Here is an 18442-nt window from a genome sequence, read left to right on the forward strand (position 1 = left end):
TCTGGGCAGGAATTGGCATTGGACGCATGAGTCCTTCCCGGTCGAGGGTGGAGCCATGACCTCCGACGGCTACGCCCACCTCGTCCGGAACCGCGAGTTCCGGGCGCTGTGGGCCGGCAGCGCCCTGGGCGTCGCCGCCGCGACGGTGGCCGGCCTGGGGCTGGGGACCCTCGTCTACGCGCAGACCGGCTCCCCCCTGCTCGCCGCGGCGACGATGTTCGGGCCGTCGCTGGTGCAGCTGGCGGGGGCGAGCACCCTGATGTCCGCCGCCGACACCCTCCGCCCGCGGCACGCGCTGGTCGCGGTCTGCGCCGCGGGCGCGATCACGCTCGTCCTGCAGGCCGCCCTGCCGCTGGACCCCGGCGCCCGGTTGCCGGTCGCGCTCGCCGGAGCCTTCGTGGCCGCCCTCGGCAACGGGGTGCGGTGGGGACTGCTGGCGGAGGTGCTGCCCGGCGGCCAGTACGCGCTGGCCCGCTCGGCGATGAACGTCTCCGTCGGCGTCATGCAGGTCGTCGGCTTCGCGGTCGGCGGGTCGCTGCTGTTGCTCCTCGACACCGGGCAGGTGCTCTGGGTCGCCGCCGTTCTCGCCGCGCTCGCCGTGCCCGTGACCTGGTGTGGTCTCGGCGACCGCCCGGCCCGCCGCGCCGGGCGGACGGGGCTGCGCGAGACCTGGCACGGCAACCGCCTCCTGCTGGGCCTCCCGTCGACCCGGCCGCTGCTCGTCGCCCTGACCGTCCCCAACGGCCTGGTCGCAGGCTGCGAGGCGCTGTTCGTGCCCTACGCCGGCGACGCGGCCGCGGCGCTCTTCGTCGCGGGCGCCGCCGGCATGCTCGCCGGGGACGTGGCCGTCGGTCGGTTCCTGGACCGGGCCCGGCGGCGGGCCGCGGCGCGCTGGCTGCGCTGGTGGCTGGCGCTCCCGTTCCTCTTCTTCGCCCTCGGGCCGGGGGTCCCCCTCGCGGCCGTGCTGGCCGGCTGCGCCTGCCTCGGCTACGCCGCGACCCTCGCGCAGCAGGAGCTGCTCGTCGAGCTCACCCCGCCGCACCTCTCCGGGCAGGTCCTCGGCGCCGAGTCCGCCGCCCGTGCGACCTGCCAGGGGCTCGGCGCACTCGCGGCCGGGGCGGTCGCCGAGGTGGTCGCCCCCGGGCACACCATCGCCCTGCTCGCCGCCGTCTCGCTGATCGTGTCGGCGGCCCTCACGCCCGCACTCGTCCGGGCCACCGGACCACGGCCGCGCGGGGGCGGCCACCGGGGCGGACCCGTACCCGCCACCACCACAGCCATCACCACCACCACCACGAGGAGTGCCTGACCATGCGCAAGCTGATCGTCCAGCAGTGGGTGACCGCCGACGCCATCGCCGCCGAGGAGGACGGCGGACTCGGGTTCGTCTCCGGGGAACCGTTCTCCGAGGAGGACACCAGTGCGTTCAAGGCCGACCTGATGGGCTTCATCGACTCGGTCGACACGATGGTCCTGGGCGCCACCACCTACCGGCAGAACCGGGACTACTGGCCGCAGGCCGAGGACCAGGGCGAGTACGGGGAGAAGCTCAACCGCCTCGCCAAGGTCGTCGCCTCGTCCACGCTCGACGAGGCCCCCTGGGGCGACTTCCCCGCCGCCACCGTGACCCGGGACCCGGTCGAGACGATCCGTGGGCTCAAGGAGCAGCCCGGTCGCGACCTCTGGCTCTGGGGCAGCCTGACCCTCCTGCGCACCCTGCAGGAGGCCGGCGTCGTCGACGAGTACCGGATGCTCCTCTGCCCCACGACCCGCGGCACCGGTCGACGCCTCTTCGAGGACCGCCAGGACCTCCGGCTGCTCGAGGCCACGGCCTACGACAACGGCGTCGCCCTCCTGCGCTACGGGGGCGGGGACCGGTGACGACCCTGCGACCCGCAGCCCACCGACCCGACAGGAGCGCACCATGGCGGTAGCCGAGGACCTCGACCGCGCGACCGACTCGGCGTGGGACTTCGCCGCCGAGCAGACCCGGGCCTACCTGGCCTCGGCCGGAGCCGAGGGGCACGAGTCGGGCGGTGTGCGCATGCTCGTGCTCGCGACGACCGGCCGCCGGACCGGCACACCCCGCAGGACCGTCCTCATCTACGGCACCTCGGGCGACGACCTCGTCCTCGTCGCCTCCAAGGGGGGCGAGGACCGGCACCCGGACTGGTTCCTCAACCTCGAGGCCGACCCGAGCGCCGGCGTCCAGGTCGGCCCCCGGCGGTTCACCGCGCGGGCCCGCGTCGCGAGCGAACCGCAGCGAGAACGCCTGTGGCCGATGATGGCTCGCATCTTCCCGTTGTACGACGACTACGCGCGGGCGACCGACCGCGTGATCCCCATCGTCCTGCTCACCGAGCAGAACTGACCCAGGAGGCCCCCGTGCCCATCAGCCTCGACAACGTCGCCATCGCCGTGCGCGACCTCGACGCGACCATCGCCTTCTTCACCGACCTCGGGCTGACCGTCCTCGGTCGGGACGAGGTGAGCGGCGACTGGACCGACACGGCCGTCGGCCTCGACGGCAACCACGCGAAGATCGCCATGCTGCAGACCCCCGACGGCCGTGGACGCCTCGAGCTCTTCGAGTACATCCACCCGGACGCCGTGGAGACCCACCCCACGCGTCCCAACGACATCGGGATGCACCGCATCGCCTTCACGGTCGACGACATCGACGAGTCCCTCGAGATCGCCGCGCGACACGGCTGCCGTCCCCTGCGGGGCGTGGCCACCTACGGGGACGTGTACAGGCTGACCTACCTGCGCGGCCCGAGCGACATCCTCCTCATGCTCGCCCAGGACCTCACGAAGGGCTGACCGCCGCGGCCGAGGACGAGCCCTCAGCTCTGGCTGACCGAGAGGAACAGCGCGAAGACCGGCGGAGTGGCCCGGGCCAGCTCGAGCCGGCCCCCGCGGCCTCGGCGAGGTCGCGGGCCAGCGAGAGCCCGAGACCCGAGCCCGACGACGACACCGACCGCTCGAAGATGTGCGGCGCGAGGGTGGGCGAGACGCCGTCGCCCTCGTCGGTGACCTCGATGACGACCGACGGCCCGGCCCGGCGGGCGTTGACCTCGACCGTGCCCCGGCCGTAGGCCAGCGAGTTCTCGAGCAGGGTCGTGAGGATCTGGCCGAGCGCGACGGGGGTGGCCCGCACGACGAGCCCGCGCTCGCCGCTGACCTTGACGCTGCGCCGCGCCCCGGCGAAGGCGGGCTGCCACTCGCGCTGCAGCGAGGCGAGGACGGAGTCGAGGGAGACCGACGGGTTGGCCTCCGCGCCGTGCCGGGTGCGCGACATCAGGTCGTCGACGACCTTGCTCAGCCGCTCGACCTGGCCGATGGCGATCGTCGACTCCTCGGCGACGACGGTGAGGTCGTCGGTGAGGTTGATCTCCTCGAGGCGCATGAGCAGGGCGGTGAGCGGCGTGCGCAGCTGGTGCGAGGCGTCGGCCGCGAAGTCCCGCTCGGACGCCAGCCGCTTGGCGCCCTGCTGTGCCCCGCGGATGAGCGCGGCGTCGAGGGTGTCGACCTCGTCGATGCCCGAGCCGAGCGGCACCGGCCGGTCGCCCTGGTTGAGCCGGTCGACGCGCTGGCGGAGGGTGCCGAGCAGCTCGGAGAGCCGGGCGGCGCTGCGGTCGGCGAACCAGACCGCACCGAGGCCGGCGACGCCGAGGGCCGCGAGCACCGCGATGCCCGGCACGACCCACGTCTGCGGGTCGTCGGCCGAGGGGCGTGGCCCGAACCCGATGACGACGGCCGCCGTGGTCACGCTCAGGGCCGTGAGGACGGCCACACGCAGGGCGACCTCGAGGACGATGCGACGCACCGGGGCTCAGACTTCCGGGGCGTCGAAGCGGAACCCGAGGCCGCGGATCGTCGTGATGTAGCGCGGGTGCGCGGCGTCGTCGCCGAGCTTCCGGCGCAGGACCGAGATGTGCATGTCGAGGGTCTTGGTCGAGCCGTACCAGGCGCTGTCCCAGACGTCGCGCATCAGCTTCTCGCGGGAGACGACCTTGCCGGCGTTGGCCACGAGGACGCGGAGCAGCTCGAACTCCTTGCCGGTGAGCTGCACCTCCTCGCCGCGCAGGAAGACGCGGCGGCCGTCGGGGTCGATGTCGAGCAGCGGGTCCTCCTCGGACTCGCTCGCCTCGACGACGCCCCGCCGCAGCAGGGCCCGGGCCCGGGCCAGCAGCTCGGCGAGCCGGAACGGCTTGGTCACGTAGTCGTCGGCGCCGGCGTCGAGCCCCACGACGGTGTCGACCTCGTCGGCCCGGGCGGTGAGCACGAGGACGGGCACGGTGCTGCCCTCCTGGCGCAGCCGCCGGCAGACCTCGAGGCCGTCCATCTTCGGCAGGCCGAGGTCGAGGACGAGCAGGTCGGGCGAGCGCAGGGCGTGCTCGAGGGCGGACTCCCCGTCGGTGCACACCTCGACCTCGTAGCCCTCGCGGCGCAGGGCGCGGGCCAGCGGGTCGGAGATGGCGGGGTCGTCCTCGGCCAGCAGCACCTTCGTCATGCGGCGATCGTAGTCACGATGAGGCGTTCGGCACGGCGGGACGGCGTCCGAGGGGCGCGCGTCGCAGCTCGTGGAGGGTGACGACGCCGATGCCGCGCAACATCCGTCGGCGGCGCTCGACGGCCGTGAACCCCGACACCGAGCCGAGCGCCCGGGCCATGTCCTCGTCGACGTAGACGGTGCCCGAGGGCGTGACCGCGGTGATCCGGCTCGCCTTGTTGACCGTGACGCCGAAGACGTCGCCGAGGCGCGAGACCACCCGGCCGTGCGCCAGCCCGACCCGCACCGGCGGCAGCAGCTCGTCCTCGGCCATCGCGTCGACGAGGTCGAGGGCGATGGCGGAGGCGGCCGCGGCGTCGGTGTGGACGAAGAGCACCTCGTCGCCCACGGTCTTGATGACCCGTCCCCCGTGCTCGGCGACGACGTCGCTGGCCAGCAGCTCGAAGCGCTGGACGAGGCGGGCCAGCTGGCGCTCGCTCATCCGGCGCACGAACGAGGTGAAGGCCACGAGGTCGGCGAACCCGACGGCCCGCACGGGCGCCGAGGGGTCCGAACGCACGGCGGGGTCGGCATCGGCGAGCATGCGCTGGATGGCGTTGGTGAGGTGGCGGCGCCACACGTAGACGAGCAGCGGCTCGATCTCGTCGATGGTGCGGGCCAGGAGGTTGGCGGCGTCGGCGGCCACGACCGGCTCCGGCACCGAGCGGGTGTCGCGGCCGTCGCGCTCGTCGTCGACGGTGTCGGGGGTCAGCGACTCCGCGACGAGCTGGGTCTGCCAGACGGCGAGCCGGTCGGCGGTGCGGGCGAAGGCCCGGGTCATCCCCAGCGCGAGCTCCTCGCTGACCCGCCCACCGCGCACCATCTCGGTGACCCGAGCCAGGGCCTCGAGGTCGGCGTCGGTGAACATCGCCTCGTCGTCCTCGACGACCTGGAAGCCCATGGCGTGCCAGAACCGGCGGGCCTCGGCGGGGTCGACACCGGCCTGCTCGCTGACCTCGGCGCGGGCCATCGACGCCGAGCGCCCGAGCAGTGCGCGCTCGACGCGTCCGGCGAGGTCGTCGGCGGCGGGTGCGGACGGCGGGAGGGCCTGCTCGCCCGGGGGCAGCTCGTCCGGCATCCCACCTCCTCGGTCAGCGCGACCGGACGTGGACGACGTCGCCGGCGGAGACGCTCGTGGTCCCGCCGTCGGTGCGCACGGTCAGTCTGCCCTCCGCGTCGACCCCTGTCGCCCTCCCCCGTCGGACGGTTCCGTCGGGCCCGTGGACCTCGACGTCGCGCCCCACCGTGGAGCAGGCGTCGCGGTAGGCGGCGACCGCCGGGCCGGCCGGGCCGGTGTCCTCCCGGAGCACGACGGCGAGGTGGTGCAAGTAGGACTTGAGGAGCGCGGCGCGGTCGACGTCCGGCACCCCGGCGGCCCGCAGCGAGGTGGCGGTGTCCAGGGGCAGGTCGGCGCGCTCGGTGTCGACGTTGACGCCCGTGCCGACGACGACGCCCTCCGGGGTCCACTCGCAGAGCAGCCCGGCGAGCTTGCGGTCGCCGTCACCGGGCACGAGGAGGTCGTTGGGCCACTTGAGCGCGGTCGGGACCCCGGCGACGTCGGCGACCGCCCGGTGCAGGGCCAGCCCGGCGAGCAGCGGCACCCATCCGGCTCCCGACGGCGGCACGGGCACGAGGACCGAGACGGCGATCGCGGTGCCGGGGGTCGTGGTCCACCGTCGGCCCAGCCGACCCCGGCCGGCCTCCTGGACGTCGGCGACGACGACCCGCCCGGGTCGGAGGTCGCGGCGCAGCTCGTCGTTGGTCGAGCCGAGCCGCTCGAACACCTCGACGGGCAGCCAGGGGTCGCCGGGTGTGACGGATACCGCGTCCAGAGGGGCCTTTCGGGGCTTTTCACTCACGACGCCAAGGCTAGGCTCGGAGCATGGCGACGAGCGACCTGCACAGCATCGGCGGGACGGACGTCCCCGCCGACATCGACACCACCTCCACCGCGGGCAAGCTGGCCGACCTCAAGCGACGAGTCGCCGAGGTCGCGAACGCGGGCTCGGAGCGAGCGGTCGAGAAGCAGCACGCGCGGGGGAAGAAGACCGCCCGCGAGCGCCTCGAGATGCTGCTCGACGAGGGCTCGTTCGTCGAGATGGACAAGTACGCCCGGCACCGCTCGAACTCGTTCGGCCAGGAGAAGAACCGGCCCTACGGTGACGGCGTCGTCACCGGCTACGGCACGGTCGACGGCCGCACGGTGGCCGTGTTCGCGCAGGACTTCACCGTCTTCGGAGGCTCGCTCGGCGAGGTCTTCGGCGAGAAGATCGTCAAGATCATGGACTTCGCGATGAAGGTCGGCTGCCCGGTCGTCGGGCTCAACGACTCGGGCGGGGCGCGCATCCAGGAGGGTGTCGCCTCGCTCGGTCTGTACGGCGAGATCTTCCGCCGCAACGTCCACGCCTCCGGGGTGGTCCCGCAGATCTCGCTCATCATGGGCCCGTGCGCCGGTGGGGCCGTCTACTCCCCCGCCGTCACCGACTTCACCGTGATGGTCGACCAGACGTCGCACATGTTCATCACGGGCCCGGACGTCATCAAGACCGTCACCGGTGAGGACGTCGGCTTCGAGGAGCTCGGCGGCGCGCGCACCCACAACACGAAGTCCGGTGTGGCGCACTACATGGGTACCGACGAGGACGACGCCATCGAGTACGTCAAGGCGCTCCTGTCGTACCTGCCGTCGAACAACATGGAGGACCCGCCGGTCTTCGGCGACGAGCTCGACCTCGAGATCACCGACGACGACCGCTTCCTCGACACGATCATCCCCGACAGCCCGAACGTCCCCTACGACATGCACGAGGTCATCGAGCGGATCCTCGACGACGGCGAGTTCCTCGAGGTGGCGCCGATGTTCGCGCCGAACATCATCACGGGCTTCGGTCGCGTGGAGGGCCGTTCGGTCGGCGTCGTCGCGAACAACCCGATGCAGTTCGCCGGCACCCTCGACATCGACGCCTCCGAGAAGGCGGCCCGCTTCGTGCGCACCTGCGACGCGTTCAACGTGCCGGTGCTGACCCTCGTCGACGTGCCGGGCTTCCTGCCGGGCACCGACCAGGAGTGGGACGGCATCATCCGCCGGGGCGCCAAGCTGATCTACGCGTACTCCGAGGCCACCGTGCCGCTCGTCACCGTCATCACCCGCAAGGCGTACGGCGGGGCGTACGACGTCATGGGCTCCAAGCACCTCGGCGCCGACATCAACCTCGCGTGGCCGACCGCCCAGATCGCGGTCATGGGCGCGCAGGGTGCGGTGAACATCCTGTACCGCAAGGAGCTGAAGAAGGCCGGCGAGAAGGGCGAGTCGGTCGAGGAGGCGCGCGCGGCGTTCATCAAGCAGTACGAGGACGCGCTGGCCAACCCCTACGTCGCCGCCGAGCGCGGGTACATCGACACCGTCATCACGCCGTCGAACACGCGGATGAACGTCACGAAGGCGCTGCGGGCGCTGCGCACCAAGCGCGCGTCCCTGCCGCCCAAGAAGCACGGGAACATCCCACTGTGACGGGCGCCGACGAGCCGGTGACCCCGGCCATCCGCATCGCGGGTCCGGCGAGCGCCGAGGACGTCGCGGCGATCGTCGCCGTGCTCGCCGCGGCCGGTGGCGGCGGCGACCCCGAGCCGCCGTCCGCGGCCTCGACCTGGGCCGACCACCGGGCCGCGCACCGCCGGCCGGTCGGGCACGGGCCCGGCGCCTGGCAGTCCACCTTCCGCCGCTGACCCGCCGTCCCCGACCGACTTATTGCCCGAAACTCACCTCCCCAGGGCCCTGAGAGGCCCCTCGAGGTGGGTTCTGGGCAATCAGTCGGGGAACCTGGGGGGCAGGGACCGGCCTCAGCGGGCGCGTCGCCGCACCATCCGCTCGAGCTCGGCGTGGTGCTCCTCGCCGAGCACGCCGGTGTCGAGCACCACCTGCGCCGCGCCGAAGTCACCCGAGAACGCCCGCAACACGACCGGCACGGTGACCTCGTGGTCCGGGCGGGAGACCACCTCGACCGGGTCACCGACCGCGACCCGGCCCGGCTCCAGCACCGCGACGTAGGCACCCGGCCGGCCGTGCTCGGTGAACCGCCTGACCCAGCCCTTTTCGCCCATCCACGCGGCGAAGTTCGCGCAAGGGGTCCGTGGCCCGGACACCTCGAGGAGCACCTCGCCCACCCGCCAGCGCTCCCCGACGAGCGCGCCGTCGACGTCGAGCCCCTCCGTCGTGAGGTTCTCGCCGAAGCACCCGTCGGCCAGGTCGCGCCCCAGCTCCCCCGCCCAGAAGTCGAGCTCCTCGCGGGCCACCGCGTACACCGCCTGGCGGGACCCGCCGTGGTGCCTCGCGTTGAGCACGTCGTCACCCACGACCCCGCTGCCGAGGCCGGTGCCCCGCGGACCCGGGTCGCGCACCTCGACGGCGTCGACCGGGCGCTTGTCGATGCCCGTGACCCGGCCCTTCACCCCGATGCCCGAGCGCCCGTGCCCGACGTTGACCGACCTGATGTGCGGCTGCATCCTTCGAGCCTAGGCGGACGGCAACGGGGAGGCACCGGCGTGCACGGCTCGGGTAGCGTCCGGCGGATGAGCGAGACCACCACCCGCCAGCCCACCGCCGTCGACGCCGTGGCGGACGCGCACTTCGACGCGGTCGTCGCGATGAGCCCGATCGAGGCCACCTACCTCGGCGTCCCGGGCCACGACCACGCGCTCGACGACCTCTCCCCGAGGGCTACGCCGCCCACGCCGACCTGGCCCGCGACACCCTCGCCCGGCTGGCGGCCGTCGAGCCCGTCGACGCCGTCGACCGCGTCACCGTCTCCGCGATGCGCGAGCGGCTCGGCCTCGTCGTCGAGACCCACGAGGCCGGCTACGACCGGATGGAGCTCAACGTCCTCGCCTCCCCGCTGCAGGGCTGCCGCGACGTCTTCGACCTCATGCCCACCGACACCCAGGAGCACTGGGCGACCATCGCCCAGCGCCTCGCCGAGGTCCCGCGCGCCCTCGACCAGTACGCCAGCACCCTGCGCGAGTCCGCCGACCGCGGCCTGGTCACGCCGCGCCGGCAGGTCGAGTCCTGCATCCGCCAGTGCGAGGACCTCACGACGCCCGACGGCTTCTTCGCCACCTTCCTCGCCGACGCGAAGGCCGGCGACCAGCCGCTCGACGACTCCGTCTCGGCCGACCTGCGTCGCGGCGTCGAGTCCGCGGCCGCCGCGTACGCCGACGCCGCCCGGTGGCTGGCCGCCGACCTGCTCGACCGCGCGCCCGAGTCCGACGCCGCCGGCCGCGAGCGCTACCAGCTGGCGTCGCGCTCCTTCCTCGGCGCCACCGTCGACCTCGAGGAGACGTACGCCTGGGGCCAGGAGGAGCTGGCCCGCATCACCGCCGACATGGAGGCCACGGCGGCGCGCATCCTCCCGGGCGCCACCGTCGCCGAGGCCATCGCCCACCTCGACCGCGACGAGGCCTACCTGCTGCGCGGCACCGACGCCCTGCGCGAGTGGATGCAGGTCAAGGCCGACGAGGTCATCGCCGACATGGCCGACCGCCACTTCGACATCCCCGAGGCCGTGCGGACCATCGAGTGCCGCATCGCGCCGACCCAGACCGGCGGCATCTACTACACCGGCCCGAGCGACGACTTCTCCCGTCCCGGCCGGATGTGGTGGTCGGTGCCCAAGGGCGTCACCGAGTTCGGCACCTGGAAGGAGCTGACGACCGTCTACCACGAGGGCGTCCCGGGCCACCACCTCCAGGTCGCCCAGACCGTGTACCGGCGCGAGCTGCTCAACCGGTGGCGCCGCATGATGTGCTGGGTCAGCGGCCACGGCGAGGGCTGGGCGCTCTATGCCGAGCGACTGATGGCCGAGCTGGGCTACCTCGAGGACCCGGGCAACCTCCTCGGGATGCTCGACGCCCAGTCGCTGCGGGCCACCCGGGTCGTCATCGACATCGGGGTGCACTGCGGGTTCGAGGCCCCGGCCGAGGTCGGGGCGGCGAGTGGACCTACGACAAGGCCTGGGAGCTGCTGACCCGGCACGCCAGCAACGACGAGTCGACGCTGCGCTTCGAGCTCGACCGCTACCTCGGCTGGCCGGGGCAGGCCCCGAGCTACAAGGTCGGCGAGCGCCTGTGGCTCCAGATGCGTGACGAGGTCGCCACCCGAGAGGGAGATGCGTTCTCGCTCAAGGACTTCCACCGGCGGGCGCTCGACGTGGGGTCCGTCGGGCTCGACGTCCTGCGCGAGGCGGTGCTCGCCCCGGCCTGACCCCGGCCCCCGTCCGGAGACACGCAGGACGCCACCCCACCACGCCCGCCGGCCAGGCCCTAGGGTGGCGTCGCGGGGGGTTACGCCGAGCCCTCGCGCGGGACCATACTTGTCCTGGGAAACGCCGTGGCCGGACCGGACACGGAGGAGGACGGGTGCCGCGAGCACGAGGCCGACGCCCCGCGGGAAGCAACACGCGGGAGGCGATCGTGGCCGCCGCGAAGCACCAGTTCGCCGAGCTGGGCTACCCGCGCACCACGCTGCGGGCGGTCGCGCGCGAGGCCGACGTCGACACCCGCCTCGTCACGCACTACTTCGGCAGCAAGCAGAACCTGTTCATCAGCGTCGTCGACTTCCCGTTCGACCCCGACCAGCTCGCCGAGGGCGTCCTCGCCGAGGGCCCCGACCGCGCCGGCCGGCGCCTGGCCGACCTGACCATCCGCAGCCTCGAGGTCGCCGCCACCCGCCAGCCGATGACCGGCCTGCTGCGCGCCGCGGCCTCCGAGGACGAGGCGGCGCTGCTCGTCCAGCGCATCCTCACCGACCGGATGCTCACGCCCCTCGCCCGGATGCTCAGCGGTGACCGGCCCGACCTGCGCGCGGCCCTCATCGGCGCCCAGCTCACCGGCTACCTCTTCGCCCGGTACGTCGTGGCCCTGCCGGGGCTCGCCGATGCCGACGCCGAGGAGCTCGCGGAGGTGGTCGGACCGGTGCTGCAGCACTACCTCACGGGCCGGCTCGAGGGCCCCGACCCGGGCTGAGGCACCGCAGGGCACGGCGCGTGGGACACAATCTCCCCGTGGAGACCGCCGTGCTCGTCGTCGCCATCGTCCTCGTCGTCATCGTCGTCAGCCGTCTCGCCGCACCCCGTGGGGTGCCGGTGCCGATCGCGCTGCTCGGCGTCGGGGCGGTGCTCTCCGTGCTGCCCCAGGTGCCCGAGGTCCGCCTCTCCCCCGACGTCGTCCTCTTCGGCCTCCTGCCGCCGCTGCTCTACTCGGCCGCGCTGTCCAGCTCGCTCGTCGACATCCGCACCTACCGCTCGAAGATCCTCAGCCTCTCGGTGGGCCTCGTGCTGTTCACGGCGGTCGGGGTCGCCCTCGTCGTGTCCGCGCTCATGGACATCGACTTCGCGCTCGCCCTGGCGCTCGGAGCGATCGTCGCGCCGCCGGACGCCGTGGCCGCCACCGCCGTCGCCCGACGGATCGGGCTGCCGCGCAAGATCACGACGATCCTCGAGGGCGAGTCGCTGCTCAACGACGCCACCGCGCTCGTCACGCTGCGCACCGCGCTGGCCGCCGCCGGGCTCGCCGCCCACGGCGCCGGTGACGCGGCACCGGGCGGCATCAGCCTGGGGTCGGTCGGCCTCGACCTGCTCGTCGCGGTCGTCGGCGGGGTCGCGGTGGGCGTGGTGGCCTTCCTCCTCGTCGGATGGCTGCGCCGGCGCCTCACGGAGGTGGCCGCCGACACGGCCCTGTCGTTCATCGCCCCGTTCGTCGCCTACGCCCCGGCCGAGGTGGTGGGCGCCAGCGGCGTGCTGGCCGTCGTCACCGCCGGGCTGCTCCTGGCCTACCGGGCACCGGTGCTCCAGTCGGCGCCGTCGCGGCTCGCCGAGCGGATCAACTGGTCCAGCGTCACCTTCGTCCTCGAGAACGCCGTCTTCCTCCTCATCGGGCTCCAGGTGTGGAGCCTGGTGCAGGACACCCGGGACGGTGAGCTCGGCACCGGACGCACCCTGGCCGTCGCCGTCGCCGTCCTGCTCACGGTGCTCGTCCTGCGGCCCCTCTGGCTGCTCGGGCAGGCGGCCGTCCAGGTCCTGCGCGGGAGGGCCGAGCGGCGGGCGATGCTCGGCTGGTCGCTCGTCAGCGGCTGGGCCGGGATGCGGGGGGTCGTCACGCTCGCCGCGGCCCTGACCCTCCCGAGAACACGCCGATGCGCCCCGAGCTCGTGCTCATCGCCCTCGTCGTCACCGTGGGGACGCTCGTCCTCCAGGGCACGACCCTCCCCGCGCTCGCCCGCGCGCTCGACGTCCGCGGCCCCGACCCGCGCGAGGACGCCCTCCAGGAGGCCACCGTGCTCGGCGCGACGACCGGCGTCGGGCTGCGCGCCCTCGAGGACGACCCCGCCACCGACCGCGAGGTGCTCGCCGTCATCCGCCAGCAGGCCGACGACCGCGTCAACCGCAGCTGGGAGCGGCTCGGCACGCTCGGCCCCGGCGAGCGCGAGAGCCCCGCGGAGGCCCGGGCCCGCCTGCGCGTCGAGATGATCCACCACGAGCGCGAGGAGCTGCTCCGCATCCGCAAGGAGGGGCAGGTCGACCACGCCGTGCTGACGAGCGTGCTGGCCCAGCTCGACGCCGAGGAGACGGCGCTGGGGTGGGCCGCGACCCGCACGGCCGGGGTCCGGGAGTCAGAGCTGCGCCCGCCCGAGCGGGTCGCCGGCGCCTGCGAGCACCTCGCGGACGACGGTGCGCCGCACCCGCCCTCGGAGACCGACGGCTGCCCCGAGTGCCGGGCGGAGGGGCTGACGTGGGTGCACCTGCGCTCGTGCACGACCTGCGGGCACGTCGGCTGCTGCGACTCCTCGGTCGGCAAGCACGCGACGGCCCACTTCCACACCTCGGCCCACCCGGTGATGCGCTCGATCGAGCCGGGCGAGGCCTGGCGCTGGTGCTTCGTCGACGAGGTGCTCGGCTGACCGACCGACGGCGCCGCGCCGTCTACCGTGGCGGCATGCCCGTCACCCTCCTGCTCGCGTCCGCCTCCCCCGCCCGTCTCGCGACCCTCCGCTCGTCCGGGGTCGAGCCGCTCGTCCGGGTCTCGGGCGTCGACGAGGACGCCGCGCTCGCCGAGGCCGAGGCGAGGCACGGCCGGCTCGACGCGGCCGACGTCGCCCTCCTGCTCGCGCGCGCCAAGGCCGAGGACGTCGCCGGGGCGCCGGACGACCTCGGTGCCGACCTGCTCCTCGGCTGCGACTCGGTCCTCGAGCTCGACGGGGAGGTGCACGGCAAGCCGGCCGACGCCGCGGAGGCCACCGAGCGCTGGCACCGGATGCGGGGGCGCTCCGGCGTCCTCCACACCGGGCACTGGCTGCTCGACCTGCGCGACGTCGAGGACGGCGGCAGCGGTGGGATGGTCGGCGGAACGGCCTCCACGACAGTGCACTTCGCCGACCTCGACGACGACGAGGTGGATGCGTACGTCGCCAGCGGCGAGCCGATGCGGGTGGCCGGCGCCTTCACGCTCGACGGCCTCGGTGGCCCCTACGTCAGCGCCATCGAGGGCGACCCGAGCAACGTCGTCGGCGTCTCGCTCCCCCTCGTGCGCGAGCTGGTCGGCGAGCTGGGCATCGCGTGGCACCACCTGCGCACCCCCTGACCGCGGGCATCTCGTCCGGCAAGTGGTTGACAGAGTGGAAAGTACTTTCGTAGGGTCGTCCGCATGAACGACACCACACGGGAGGGACCGACCATGAACGACATCACGCCCCAGGAGGCCCGCGCCCGCCTCGCCCACGCCGAGGCAGCCACCGAACGCCGCACCGGCGACCGGCGCGTCCACGGCCGGGCCACCGCCGCCTTCGGCCTGATCATGGGCGCCTACCTGACGCTCTCCCGGCTGGGCGAGGGAACGGGTTGGCAGACACCGCTGTTGGCGGCCTACGCCGGGCTCCTGGTGCTGCTGACGCTCTGGCAGACGCGGGCCACGCGCAGCTGGCCGCGGCGGGCGCGCACGATCTGCTACTCCGGCCTCGCGGGGTCGTTCCTGCTCTTCATGGCCGGCGTCATGACGTTCAACTACCGCGAGCACCAGCGCGAGCTCGCGGGCCTCGCCACCGCTGAGGAGCCGGGGCTGCTCGTCCTCGCCGGGGTGCTCGTGGCCGTCCCCATGGTCCTGGCCGGGCTCGTCGTCCAGCGCGGGACCCGGGCGTGAGCACCGGCGGCACCACCCGCCCCGGCCACGCCCGGCACCGGCTCGACGACGTCATCCACGCACCGGTCCGGTTCAGCATCGTCGCCACGCTGGCCGCCGTCGACGAGGCCGAGTTCGCGCTGGTGCGCGACGAGGTCGAGGTCTCGGACTCGGTGCTCTCCAAGCAGGTGTCCACCCTCGAGCAGGCCGGCTACGTCCGGGTCCGCAAGGGGTACGTCGGCAAGCGGCCCCGCACCTGGCTGTCGCTGACCCGCCCCGGCCGGGCGGCCTACGAGTCGCACCTCGCCGCCCTGCGCGAGATCGCCGGCGGCTGACCCCGTCGAACTGCGGGTCACAAGGGGTCAGACCGGCGGGACGTCGCGCCGCTTGGTCGCGAAGTGCCGGTCCCGTCGGGCGGCGTACCGCAGTCGGTGCAGCAGCTCGGAGCGCAGCTCCTCGGGCTCGACGACGTGGTCGACGACGAGGTCGGCGGCCAGCCGCTCGAGGTCGACGTCCTCGAGGTACTCGGCCCGCCGGGCGGCGACGAACGCGTCCCGCGCCTCGACCCCCTCGGCCGCCTCCACCTCGGCGATCTTGTTGGCGTACACCGCGTTGACCGCGGCCTCCGGGCCCATCACGGCGATCCGGGCGGTCGGCAGGGCGATCGTCGCGTCGGGGCCGAAGCCCGGACCGCCCATCGCGTACAGACCGGCGCCGTAGGCCTTCCGGACCACCACGCAGAACTGCGGCACGGTGGCGGAGGCGACGGCGGAGACCATCTTCGCGCCGTGCCGGATGATGCCCCCGCGCTCGACCTCGGAGCCGATCATGAACCCCGGCACGTCGGCGAGGTAGACGAGCGGGATCGAGAAGGCGTCGCACAGCCAGATGAAGCGCGACGCCTTGTCGGCCGAGTCGGTGAAGAGCACACCGCCCTTGACGGCCGAGTTGTTGGCGACGATGCCGACGCTCTCGCCGGCCATCCGTGCGAAGCCGACGACGAGCTCGGGCGCGAAGAGCGGCTTGACCTCGAAGAAGCTGTGCTCGTCGACGAGGCCGTCGATGAGCTCGTGGACGTCGAAGGGCTGGCTCTCGCGCTCGGGCACGCTGGCCCGGGTGAGCGGCGCCGACGGCTCCTCGGGGTGGTACGTCGGCAGGGCCGAGTGCCAGGTGTCCGGCAGGTACGAGAACCACAGACGGGCCAGCTCGATGGCCTCTGCGTCGTCGGCGGCCAGCAGGTCGCCGACGCCCGAGACCGTGCAGTGCATCCGCGCGCCGCCCATCTCCTCGAGCGACACCTTCTCGCCGACGACCATCTCGGCCATCCGCGGGCTGCCGAGGTACATCGACGCGTTGCCCTCGACCATGATGATCGCGTCGCAGAAGCTCGGGATGTACGCGCCACCGGCCGCCGACGGGCCGAAGAGGCAGCAGATCTGCGGCACCTTGCCCGACAGCGCGACCTGGTTGTGGAAGATCCGGCCGGCGCCGCGGCGGCCGGGGAACATCTCGACCTGGTCGGTGATGCGGGCGCCCGCCGAGTCGACGAGCCAGAAGACCGGGAGCTCCTCGCGCAGCGCGGTCTCCGTCGCCCGGACGATCTTCTCGACCGTGCGGGCGCCCCACGAGCCGGCCTTGACCGTGGGGTCGTTGGCGATGACGACGACCGGCCGGTCCTCGACCGTGCCCCGCCCGGTGACCACGCCGTCGGCCGGCAGCCCGGCCGCGCGCGAGTTGGCGTAGCGGCCGTCCTCGACGAACGAGCCGGCGTCGAGCAGCAGGTCGAGCCGGTCGCGGACGTACAGCTTGCCCTGGCTCGCGAGCTTGGCGGCGGCCTTCTCCGTGGGCGCGGCCGAGGCCGCGTGCGCCGCCTCCAGACGGGCCCGCACGTCGGCGACGCGGGGGTCGGCCGAGGGGTCGGGGGTCACGATGTCGCTCATGCCGGGAGGCCGAGGCCCTTCGCGAGGACCATGCGCTGCACCTCGGAGGTGCCCTCGCCGATCTCGAGGATCTTCGCGTCGCGGTAGAAGCGGGCCACGGGGTACTCCTCCATGAAGCCGTTGCCACCGAAGACCTGGGTGGCGATGCGGGTGGCGGTGACCGCGGCCTCGGACGTGTAGAGCTTGGCCTTGGCCGCGGCCTGCTTGACCTCCTCGACCGAGCGGCGCCCGGCCTCGTGCTCATCCTTGAGCCAGGCCGCCCGGTAGGTGAGCAGGCGCGCGGCGTCCTCCATGACGGCGAGGTCGGCGACCGGGAAGGCGACGCCCTGGTTGACGCCGATCGGACGGCCGAAGGCGGTGCGGGACTTCGCGTACGCCGCGGCCTCCTCGCGCATCCGGGTGATGAGACCGAGGGCGAGGGCGCTGATGGCGATGCGGCCGTCGTCGAGGGTCTTGAGGAACTGGTGGAACCCGCGGCCGCGCTCGCCGAGCAGGTTGCCCGACGGCACGCGGCATCCGGAGAAGGAGAGCCCGTGGGTGTCGGAGATGTTCCAGCCCATCTTCCGGTAGGCCGGCTCGACGGTGAACCCCGGTGTGCCGGAGGGGATCATCACGGCAGAGATCTCGGGGCGGCCGTTCTCGAGGGTGCCGGTGCGCGCCGTGACGGTGACGACCGAGGTGATGTCGGTGCCCGAGTTGGTGATGAAGGCCTTGGCGCCGTCGACGACCCACTCGTCGGTGGCCTCGTCGAGGACGGCCTTCGTGCGGCTGGCGCCCGCGTCGGACCCGGCGTCCGGCTCGGTGAGCCCGAAGCCGGCGAGCGCGCGCCCGGCGACGAGGTCGGGGAGGAAGCGCTCCTTCTGCTCCTCGCTGCCGTACGTGAGGATCGGGTTGATGCCCAGGCCCACACCGGCCGAGAGGGTGATGCCGATGGACTGGTCGACCCGGCCGAGCTCCTCGATGGCGATGCAGAGGCTGGTGAACGCGCCGCCGTCGGCGTCCTCGAGGGAGCCGCCGAACGCCTCCGGCACGACGAGCCCGAAGAGACCGAGCTCGCCCATCCGTGGCACGAGGTCGGTCGGGAAGTGGTGGTCGTGGTCCCACTGCGCGACGTGCGGCTCGACGGCCTCGGTGGCGAACTCGCGGACGACCGCCCGGAAGTCCTCGTGGTCCTTGCCCAGCTCGTACATGGTGCGCCCCTTCGCGCTCGGGTCCCCGGCCCCGGGTCGCGGCGGCCGGCAGGTGGTCACGTTCTTGACGTTGACGTCAACGTAAAGCAATACTCGCCCTCGTGACAAGCCCGAGCACCACCCGCGCGGCCCGTACCCCCGGTGCGGACGACCGCACCCGGACCATCGCCGAGGTGGCCGACGAGTTCGGCGTCACCCACCGCACGGTGCGTCACTACGAGGAGCTCGGGCTGATCTCCCCCGAGCGCCGGGGCACGACCCGCGTCTACCACCGGCGCGACCGCACCCGCCTCGGGCTGATCCTGCGCGGCAAGCGGCTCGGCTTCCCGCTCGAGGAGATCCGCACGATCATCGACCTCTACGACGCGCCCCGCGGCCGCCGCAGCCAGCTGGAGTACGTGCTCGGCCAGATCGACGAGCGGCGCGAGGACCTCGAGCAGCGCCGCCGCGACCTCGAGGCCGCCCTCTCCGAGCTCACCGAGTTCGAGCGCCGCTGCCGCGCCGACCTCGAGCGCCTCGGCTGACCCCGTCCCGTCGCCGCCCTAGGCTGGGCCCGCACCGGGGTTGACGTTCGCGATCGCAAACACTACGTT

Annotated in this window: 20 protein-coding genes and 1 pseudogene; 14 read left to right on the forward strand and 7 right to left on the reverse strand. The window is 73.5% G+C overall.

All coding sequences use genetic code 11. From position 1 onward, the window contains the following. Nucleotides 1-55 precede the first annotated feature (55 nt). Genes G7075_RS10690 through G7075_RS10705 form a run of 4 tightly spaced genes read left to right on the forward strand, consistent with a single transcriptional unit; the run spans nucleotide 56 to nucleotide 2823 of the window. Entirely contained in the window at nucleotides 56-1309 is a 1254-nt protein-coding gene (locus tag G7075_RS10690; RefSeq protein ID WP_205860475.1) for a hypothetical protein, read from the forward strand. A 2-nt stretch (nucleotides 1310-1311) separates the two neighbouring features. After that, nucleotides 1312-1881, forward strand: coding sequence for a dihydrofolate reductase family protein (locus G7075_RS10695; RefSeq protein WP_166121691.1), 570 nt, complete (start codon nucleotides 1312-1314; stop codon nucleotides 1879-1881). 43 nt (nucleotides 1882-1924) lie between these two features. Continuing rightward, on the forward strand, nucleotides 1925-2371 hold the full coding sequence (locus G7075_RS10700) for a nitroreductase family deazaflavin-dependent oxidoreductase (protein ID WP_166121693.1): 447 nt from the start codon (nucleotides 1925-1927) through the stop codon (nucleotides 2369-2371). Between the two features lie 14 nt (nucleotides 2372-2385). Continuing rightward, the gene (locus G7075_RS10705) at nucleotides 2386-2823 is read left to right on the forward strand and encodes a VOC family protein (RefSeq protein WP_166121695.1); all 438 of its coding nucleotides are present in this window, start codon (nucleotides 2386-2388) and stop codon (nucleotides 2821-2823) included. Here G7075_RS10705 and G7075_RS10710 read toward each other — a convergent pair. From G7075_RS10710 to G7075_RS10725, 4 genes are read right to left on the reverse strand one after another with little or no spacing between them, the layout of a single operon-like run. Beyond that, a complete protein-coding gene (locus tag G7075_RS10710) occupies nucleotides 2810-3829 on the reverse strand; it encodes a sensor histidine kinase (protein WP_371814050.1) in 1020 nt (339 codons plus the stop codon). The genes G7075_RS10705 and G7075_RS10710 overlap by 14 nt on opposite strands. Nucleotides 3830-3835: 6 nt before the next feature. Then, complete coding sequence (locus G7075_RS10715) at nucleotides 3836-4516, reverse strand: response regulator transcription factor (RefSeq protein ID WP_166121697.1); 681 nt, start codon at nucleotides 4514-4516, stop codon at nucleotides 3836-3838. Between the two features lie 13 nt (nucleotides 4517-4529). Beyond that, a complete protein-coding gene (locus tag G7075_RS10720; protein WP_166121699.1) occupies nucleotides 4530-5633 on the reverse strand; it encodes an adenylate/guanylate cyclase domain-containing protein in 1104 nt (367 codons plus the stop codon). A 13-nt stretch (nucleotides 5634-5646) separates the two neighbouring features. After that, on the reverse strand, nucleotides 5647-6339 hold the full coding sequence (locus tag G7075_RS10725; protein WP_240917544.1) for a biotin--[acetyl-CoA-carboxylase] ligase: 693 nt from the start codon (nucleotides 6337-6339) through the stop codon (nucleotides 5647-5649). 98 nt (nucleotides 6340-6437) lie between these two features. On the opposite strand from G7075_RS10725, the gene G7075_RS10730 reads away from it, so the two are divergent. Beyond that, nucleotides 6438-8066, forward strand: a complete 1629-nt coding sequence (locus G7075_RS10730) for an acyl-CoA carboxylase subunit beta (protein WP_205860476.1) — start codon at nucleotides 6438-6440, stop codon at nucleotides 8064-8066. Further along, nucleotides 8063-8281 carry an acyl-CoA carboxylase epsilon subunit gene (locus G7075_RS10735; protein WP_166121701.1) on the forward strand — a complete coding sequence of 73 codons (219 nt, stop codon included), beginning with the start codon at nucleotides 8063-8065 and terminating at the stop codon, nucleotides 8279-8281. Before G7075_RS10730 ends, G7075_RS10735 begins: the two co-directional genes overlap by 4 nt. Nucleotides 8282-8395: 114 nt before the next feature. On the opposite strand, the gene G7075_RS10740 is transcribed toward G7075_RS10735, so the two are convergent. Then, nucleotides 8396-9058, reverse strand: a complete 663-nt coding sequence (locus G7075_RS10740) for an MOSC domain-containing protein (protein WP_166121703.1) — start codon at nucleotides 9056-9058, stop codon at nucleotides 8396-8398. Between the two features lie 66 nt (nucleotides 9059-9124). Between G7075_RS10740 and G7075_RS10745 the strand changes: the two are divergent. The 7 genes and pseudogenes from G7075_RS10745 (at nucleotide 9125) to G7075_RS10770 (ending at nucleotide 15054) form a co-directional block, all read left to right on the forward strand. Beyond that, nucleotides 9125-10811: pseudogene (locus G7075_RS10745) on the forward strand (DUF885 domain-containing protein). 209 nt (nucleotides 10812-11020) lie between these two features. Continuing rightward, the gene (locus G7075_RS10750) at nucleotides 11021-11572 is read left to right on the forward strand and encodes a TetR family transcriptional regulator (protein WP_166121705.1); all 552 of its coding nucleotides are present in this window, start codon (nucleotides 11021-11023) and stop codon (nucleotides 11570-11572) included. Between the two features lie 38 nt (nucleotides 11573-11610). Beyond that, complete coding sequence (locus tag G7075_RS10755; protein WP_371814051.1) at nucleotides 11611-13074, forward strand: cation:proton antiporter; 1464 nt, start codon at nucleotides 11611-11613, stop codon at nucleotides 13072-13074. Then, nucleotides 13071-13505, forward strand: a complete 435-nt coding sequence (locus G7075_RS22760) for a ubiquitin carboxyl-terminal hydrolase 14 (RefSeq protein WP_371814237.1) — start codon at nucleotides 13071-13073, stop codon at nucleotides 13503-13505. Before G7075_RS10755 ends, G7075_RS22760 begins: the two co-directional genes overlap by 4 nt. A 35-nt stretch (nucleotides 13506-13540) precedes the next feature. After that, on the forward strand, nucleotides 13541-14185 hold the full coding sequence (locus G7075_RS10760) for a nucleoside triphosphate pyrophosphatase (RefSeq protein ID WP_166121707.1): 645 nt from the start codon (nucleotides 13541-13543) through the stop codon (nucleotides 14183-14185). A 63-nt stretch (nucleotides 14186-14248) separates the two neighbouring features. Further along, nucleotides 14249-14740 carry a hypothetical protein gene (locus G7075_RS10765; protein WP_166121709.1) on the forward strand — a complete coding sequence of 164 codons (492 nt, stop codon included), beginning with the start codon at nucleotides 14249-14251 and terminating at the stop codon, nucleotides 14738-14740. Continuing rightward, nucleotides 14737-15054 (forward strand): transcriptional regulator, encoded by a 318-nt coding sequence (locus tag G7075_RS10770; protein ID WP_166121711.1) that lies wholly within the window; start codon nucleotides 14737-14739, stop codon nucleotides 15052-15054. The genes G7075_RS10765 and G7075_RS10770 overlap by 4 nt, the downstream gene beginning before the upstream one ends. A 27-nt stretch (nucleotides 15055-15081) precedes the next feature. On the opposite strand, the gene G7075_RS10775 is transcribed toward G7075_RS10770, so the two are convergent. Both G7075_RS10775 and G7075_RS10780 read right to left on the reverse strand, forming a co-directional pair. Further along, nucleotides 15082-16659 (reverse strand): acyl-CoA carboxylase subunit beta, encoded by a 1578-nt coding sequence (locus G7075_RS10775; protein WP_166121713.1) that lies wholly within the window; start codon nucleotides 16657-16659, stop codon nucleotides 15082-15084. Then, the gene (locus G7075_RS10780; protein WP_166121715.1) at nucleotides 16656-17849 is read right to left on the reverse strand and encodes an acyl-CoA dehydrogenase family protein; all 1194 of its coding nucleotides are present in this window, start codon (nucleotides 17847-17849) and stop codon (nucleotides 16656-16658) included. The genes G7075_RS10775 and G7075_RS10780 overlap by 4 nt, the downstream gene beginning before the upstream one ends. Before the next feature lie 101 nt (nucleotides 17850-17950). Between G7075_RS10780 and G7075_RS10785 the strand changes: the two genes are divergently transcribed. Further along, nucleotides 17951-18373, forward strand: a complete 423-nt coding sequence (locus tag G7075_RS10785; RefSeq protein WP_166121717.1) for a MerR family DNA-binding transcriptional regulator — start codon at nucleotides 17951-17953, stop codon at nucleotides 18371-18373. Nucleotides 18374-18442 lie beyond the last annotated feature (69 nt).

Source organism: Phycicoccus sp. HDW14, from assembly GCF_011383005.1.
Lineage (GTDB): Bacteria > Actinomycetota > Actinomycetes > Actinomycetales > Dermatophilaceae > Phycicoccus.

Coding starts and splice junctions, on each gene's coding strand:
- G7075_RS10690 (WP_205860475.1), top strand. CDS start 56: ATGACCTCCGACGGCTACGCCCACCTCGTCCGGAACCGCGAGTTCCGG.
- G7075_RS10695 (WP_166121691.1), top strand. CDS start 1,312: ATGCGCAAGCTGATCGTCCAGCAGTGGGTGACCGCCGACGCCATCGCC.
- G7075_RS10700 (WP_166121693.1), top strand. CDS start 1,925: ATGGCGGTAGCCGAGGACCTCGACCGCGCGACCGACTCGGCGTGGGAC.
- G7075_RS10715 (WP_166121697.1), bottom strand. CDS start 4,516: ATGACGAAGGTGCTGCTGGCCGAGGACGACCCCGCCATCTCCGACCCG.
- G7075_RS10720 (WP_166121699.1), bottom strand. CDS start 5,633: ATGCCGGACGAGCTGCCCCCGGGCGAGCAGGCCCTCCCGCCGTCCGCA.
- G7075_RS10730 (WP_205860476.1), top strand. CDS start 6,438: ATGGCGACGAGCGACCTGCACAGCATCGGCGGGACGGACGTCCCCGCC.
- G7075_RS10740 (WP_166121703.1), bottom strand. CDS start 9,058: ATGCAGCCGCACATCAGGTCGGTCAACGTCGGGCACGGGCGCTCGGGC.
- G7075_RS22760 (WP_371814237.1), top strand. CDS start 13,071: ATGATCCACCACGAGCGCGAGGAGCTGCTCCGCATCCGCAAGGAGGGG.
- G7075_RS10760 (WP_166121707.1), top strand. CDS start 13,541: ATGCCCGTCACCCTCCTGCTCGCGTCCGCCTCCCCCGCCCGTCTCGCG.
- G7075_RS10765 (WP_166121709.1), top strand. CDS start 14,249: ATGAACGACACCACACGGGAGGGACCGACCATGAACGACATCACGCCC.
- G7075_RS10775 (WP_166121713.1), bottom strand. CDS start 16,659: ATGAGCGACATCGTGACCCCCGACCCCTCGGCCGACCCCCGCGTCGCC.
- G7075_RS10780 (WP_166121715.1), bottom strand. CDS start 17,849: ATGTACGAGCTGGGCAAGGACCACGAGGACTTCCGGGCGGTCGTCCGC.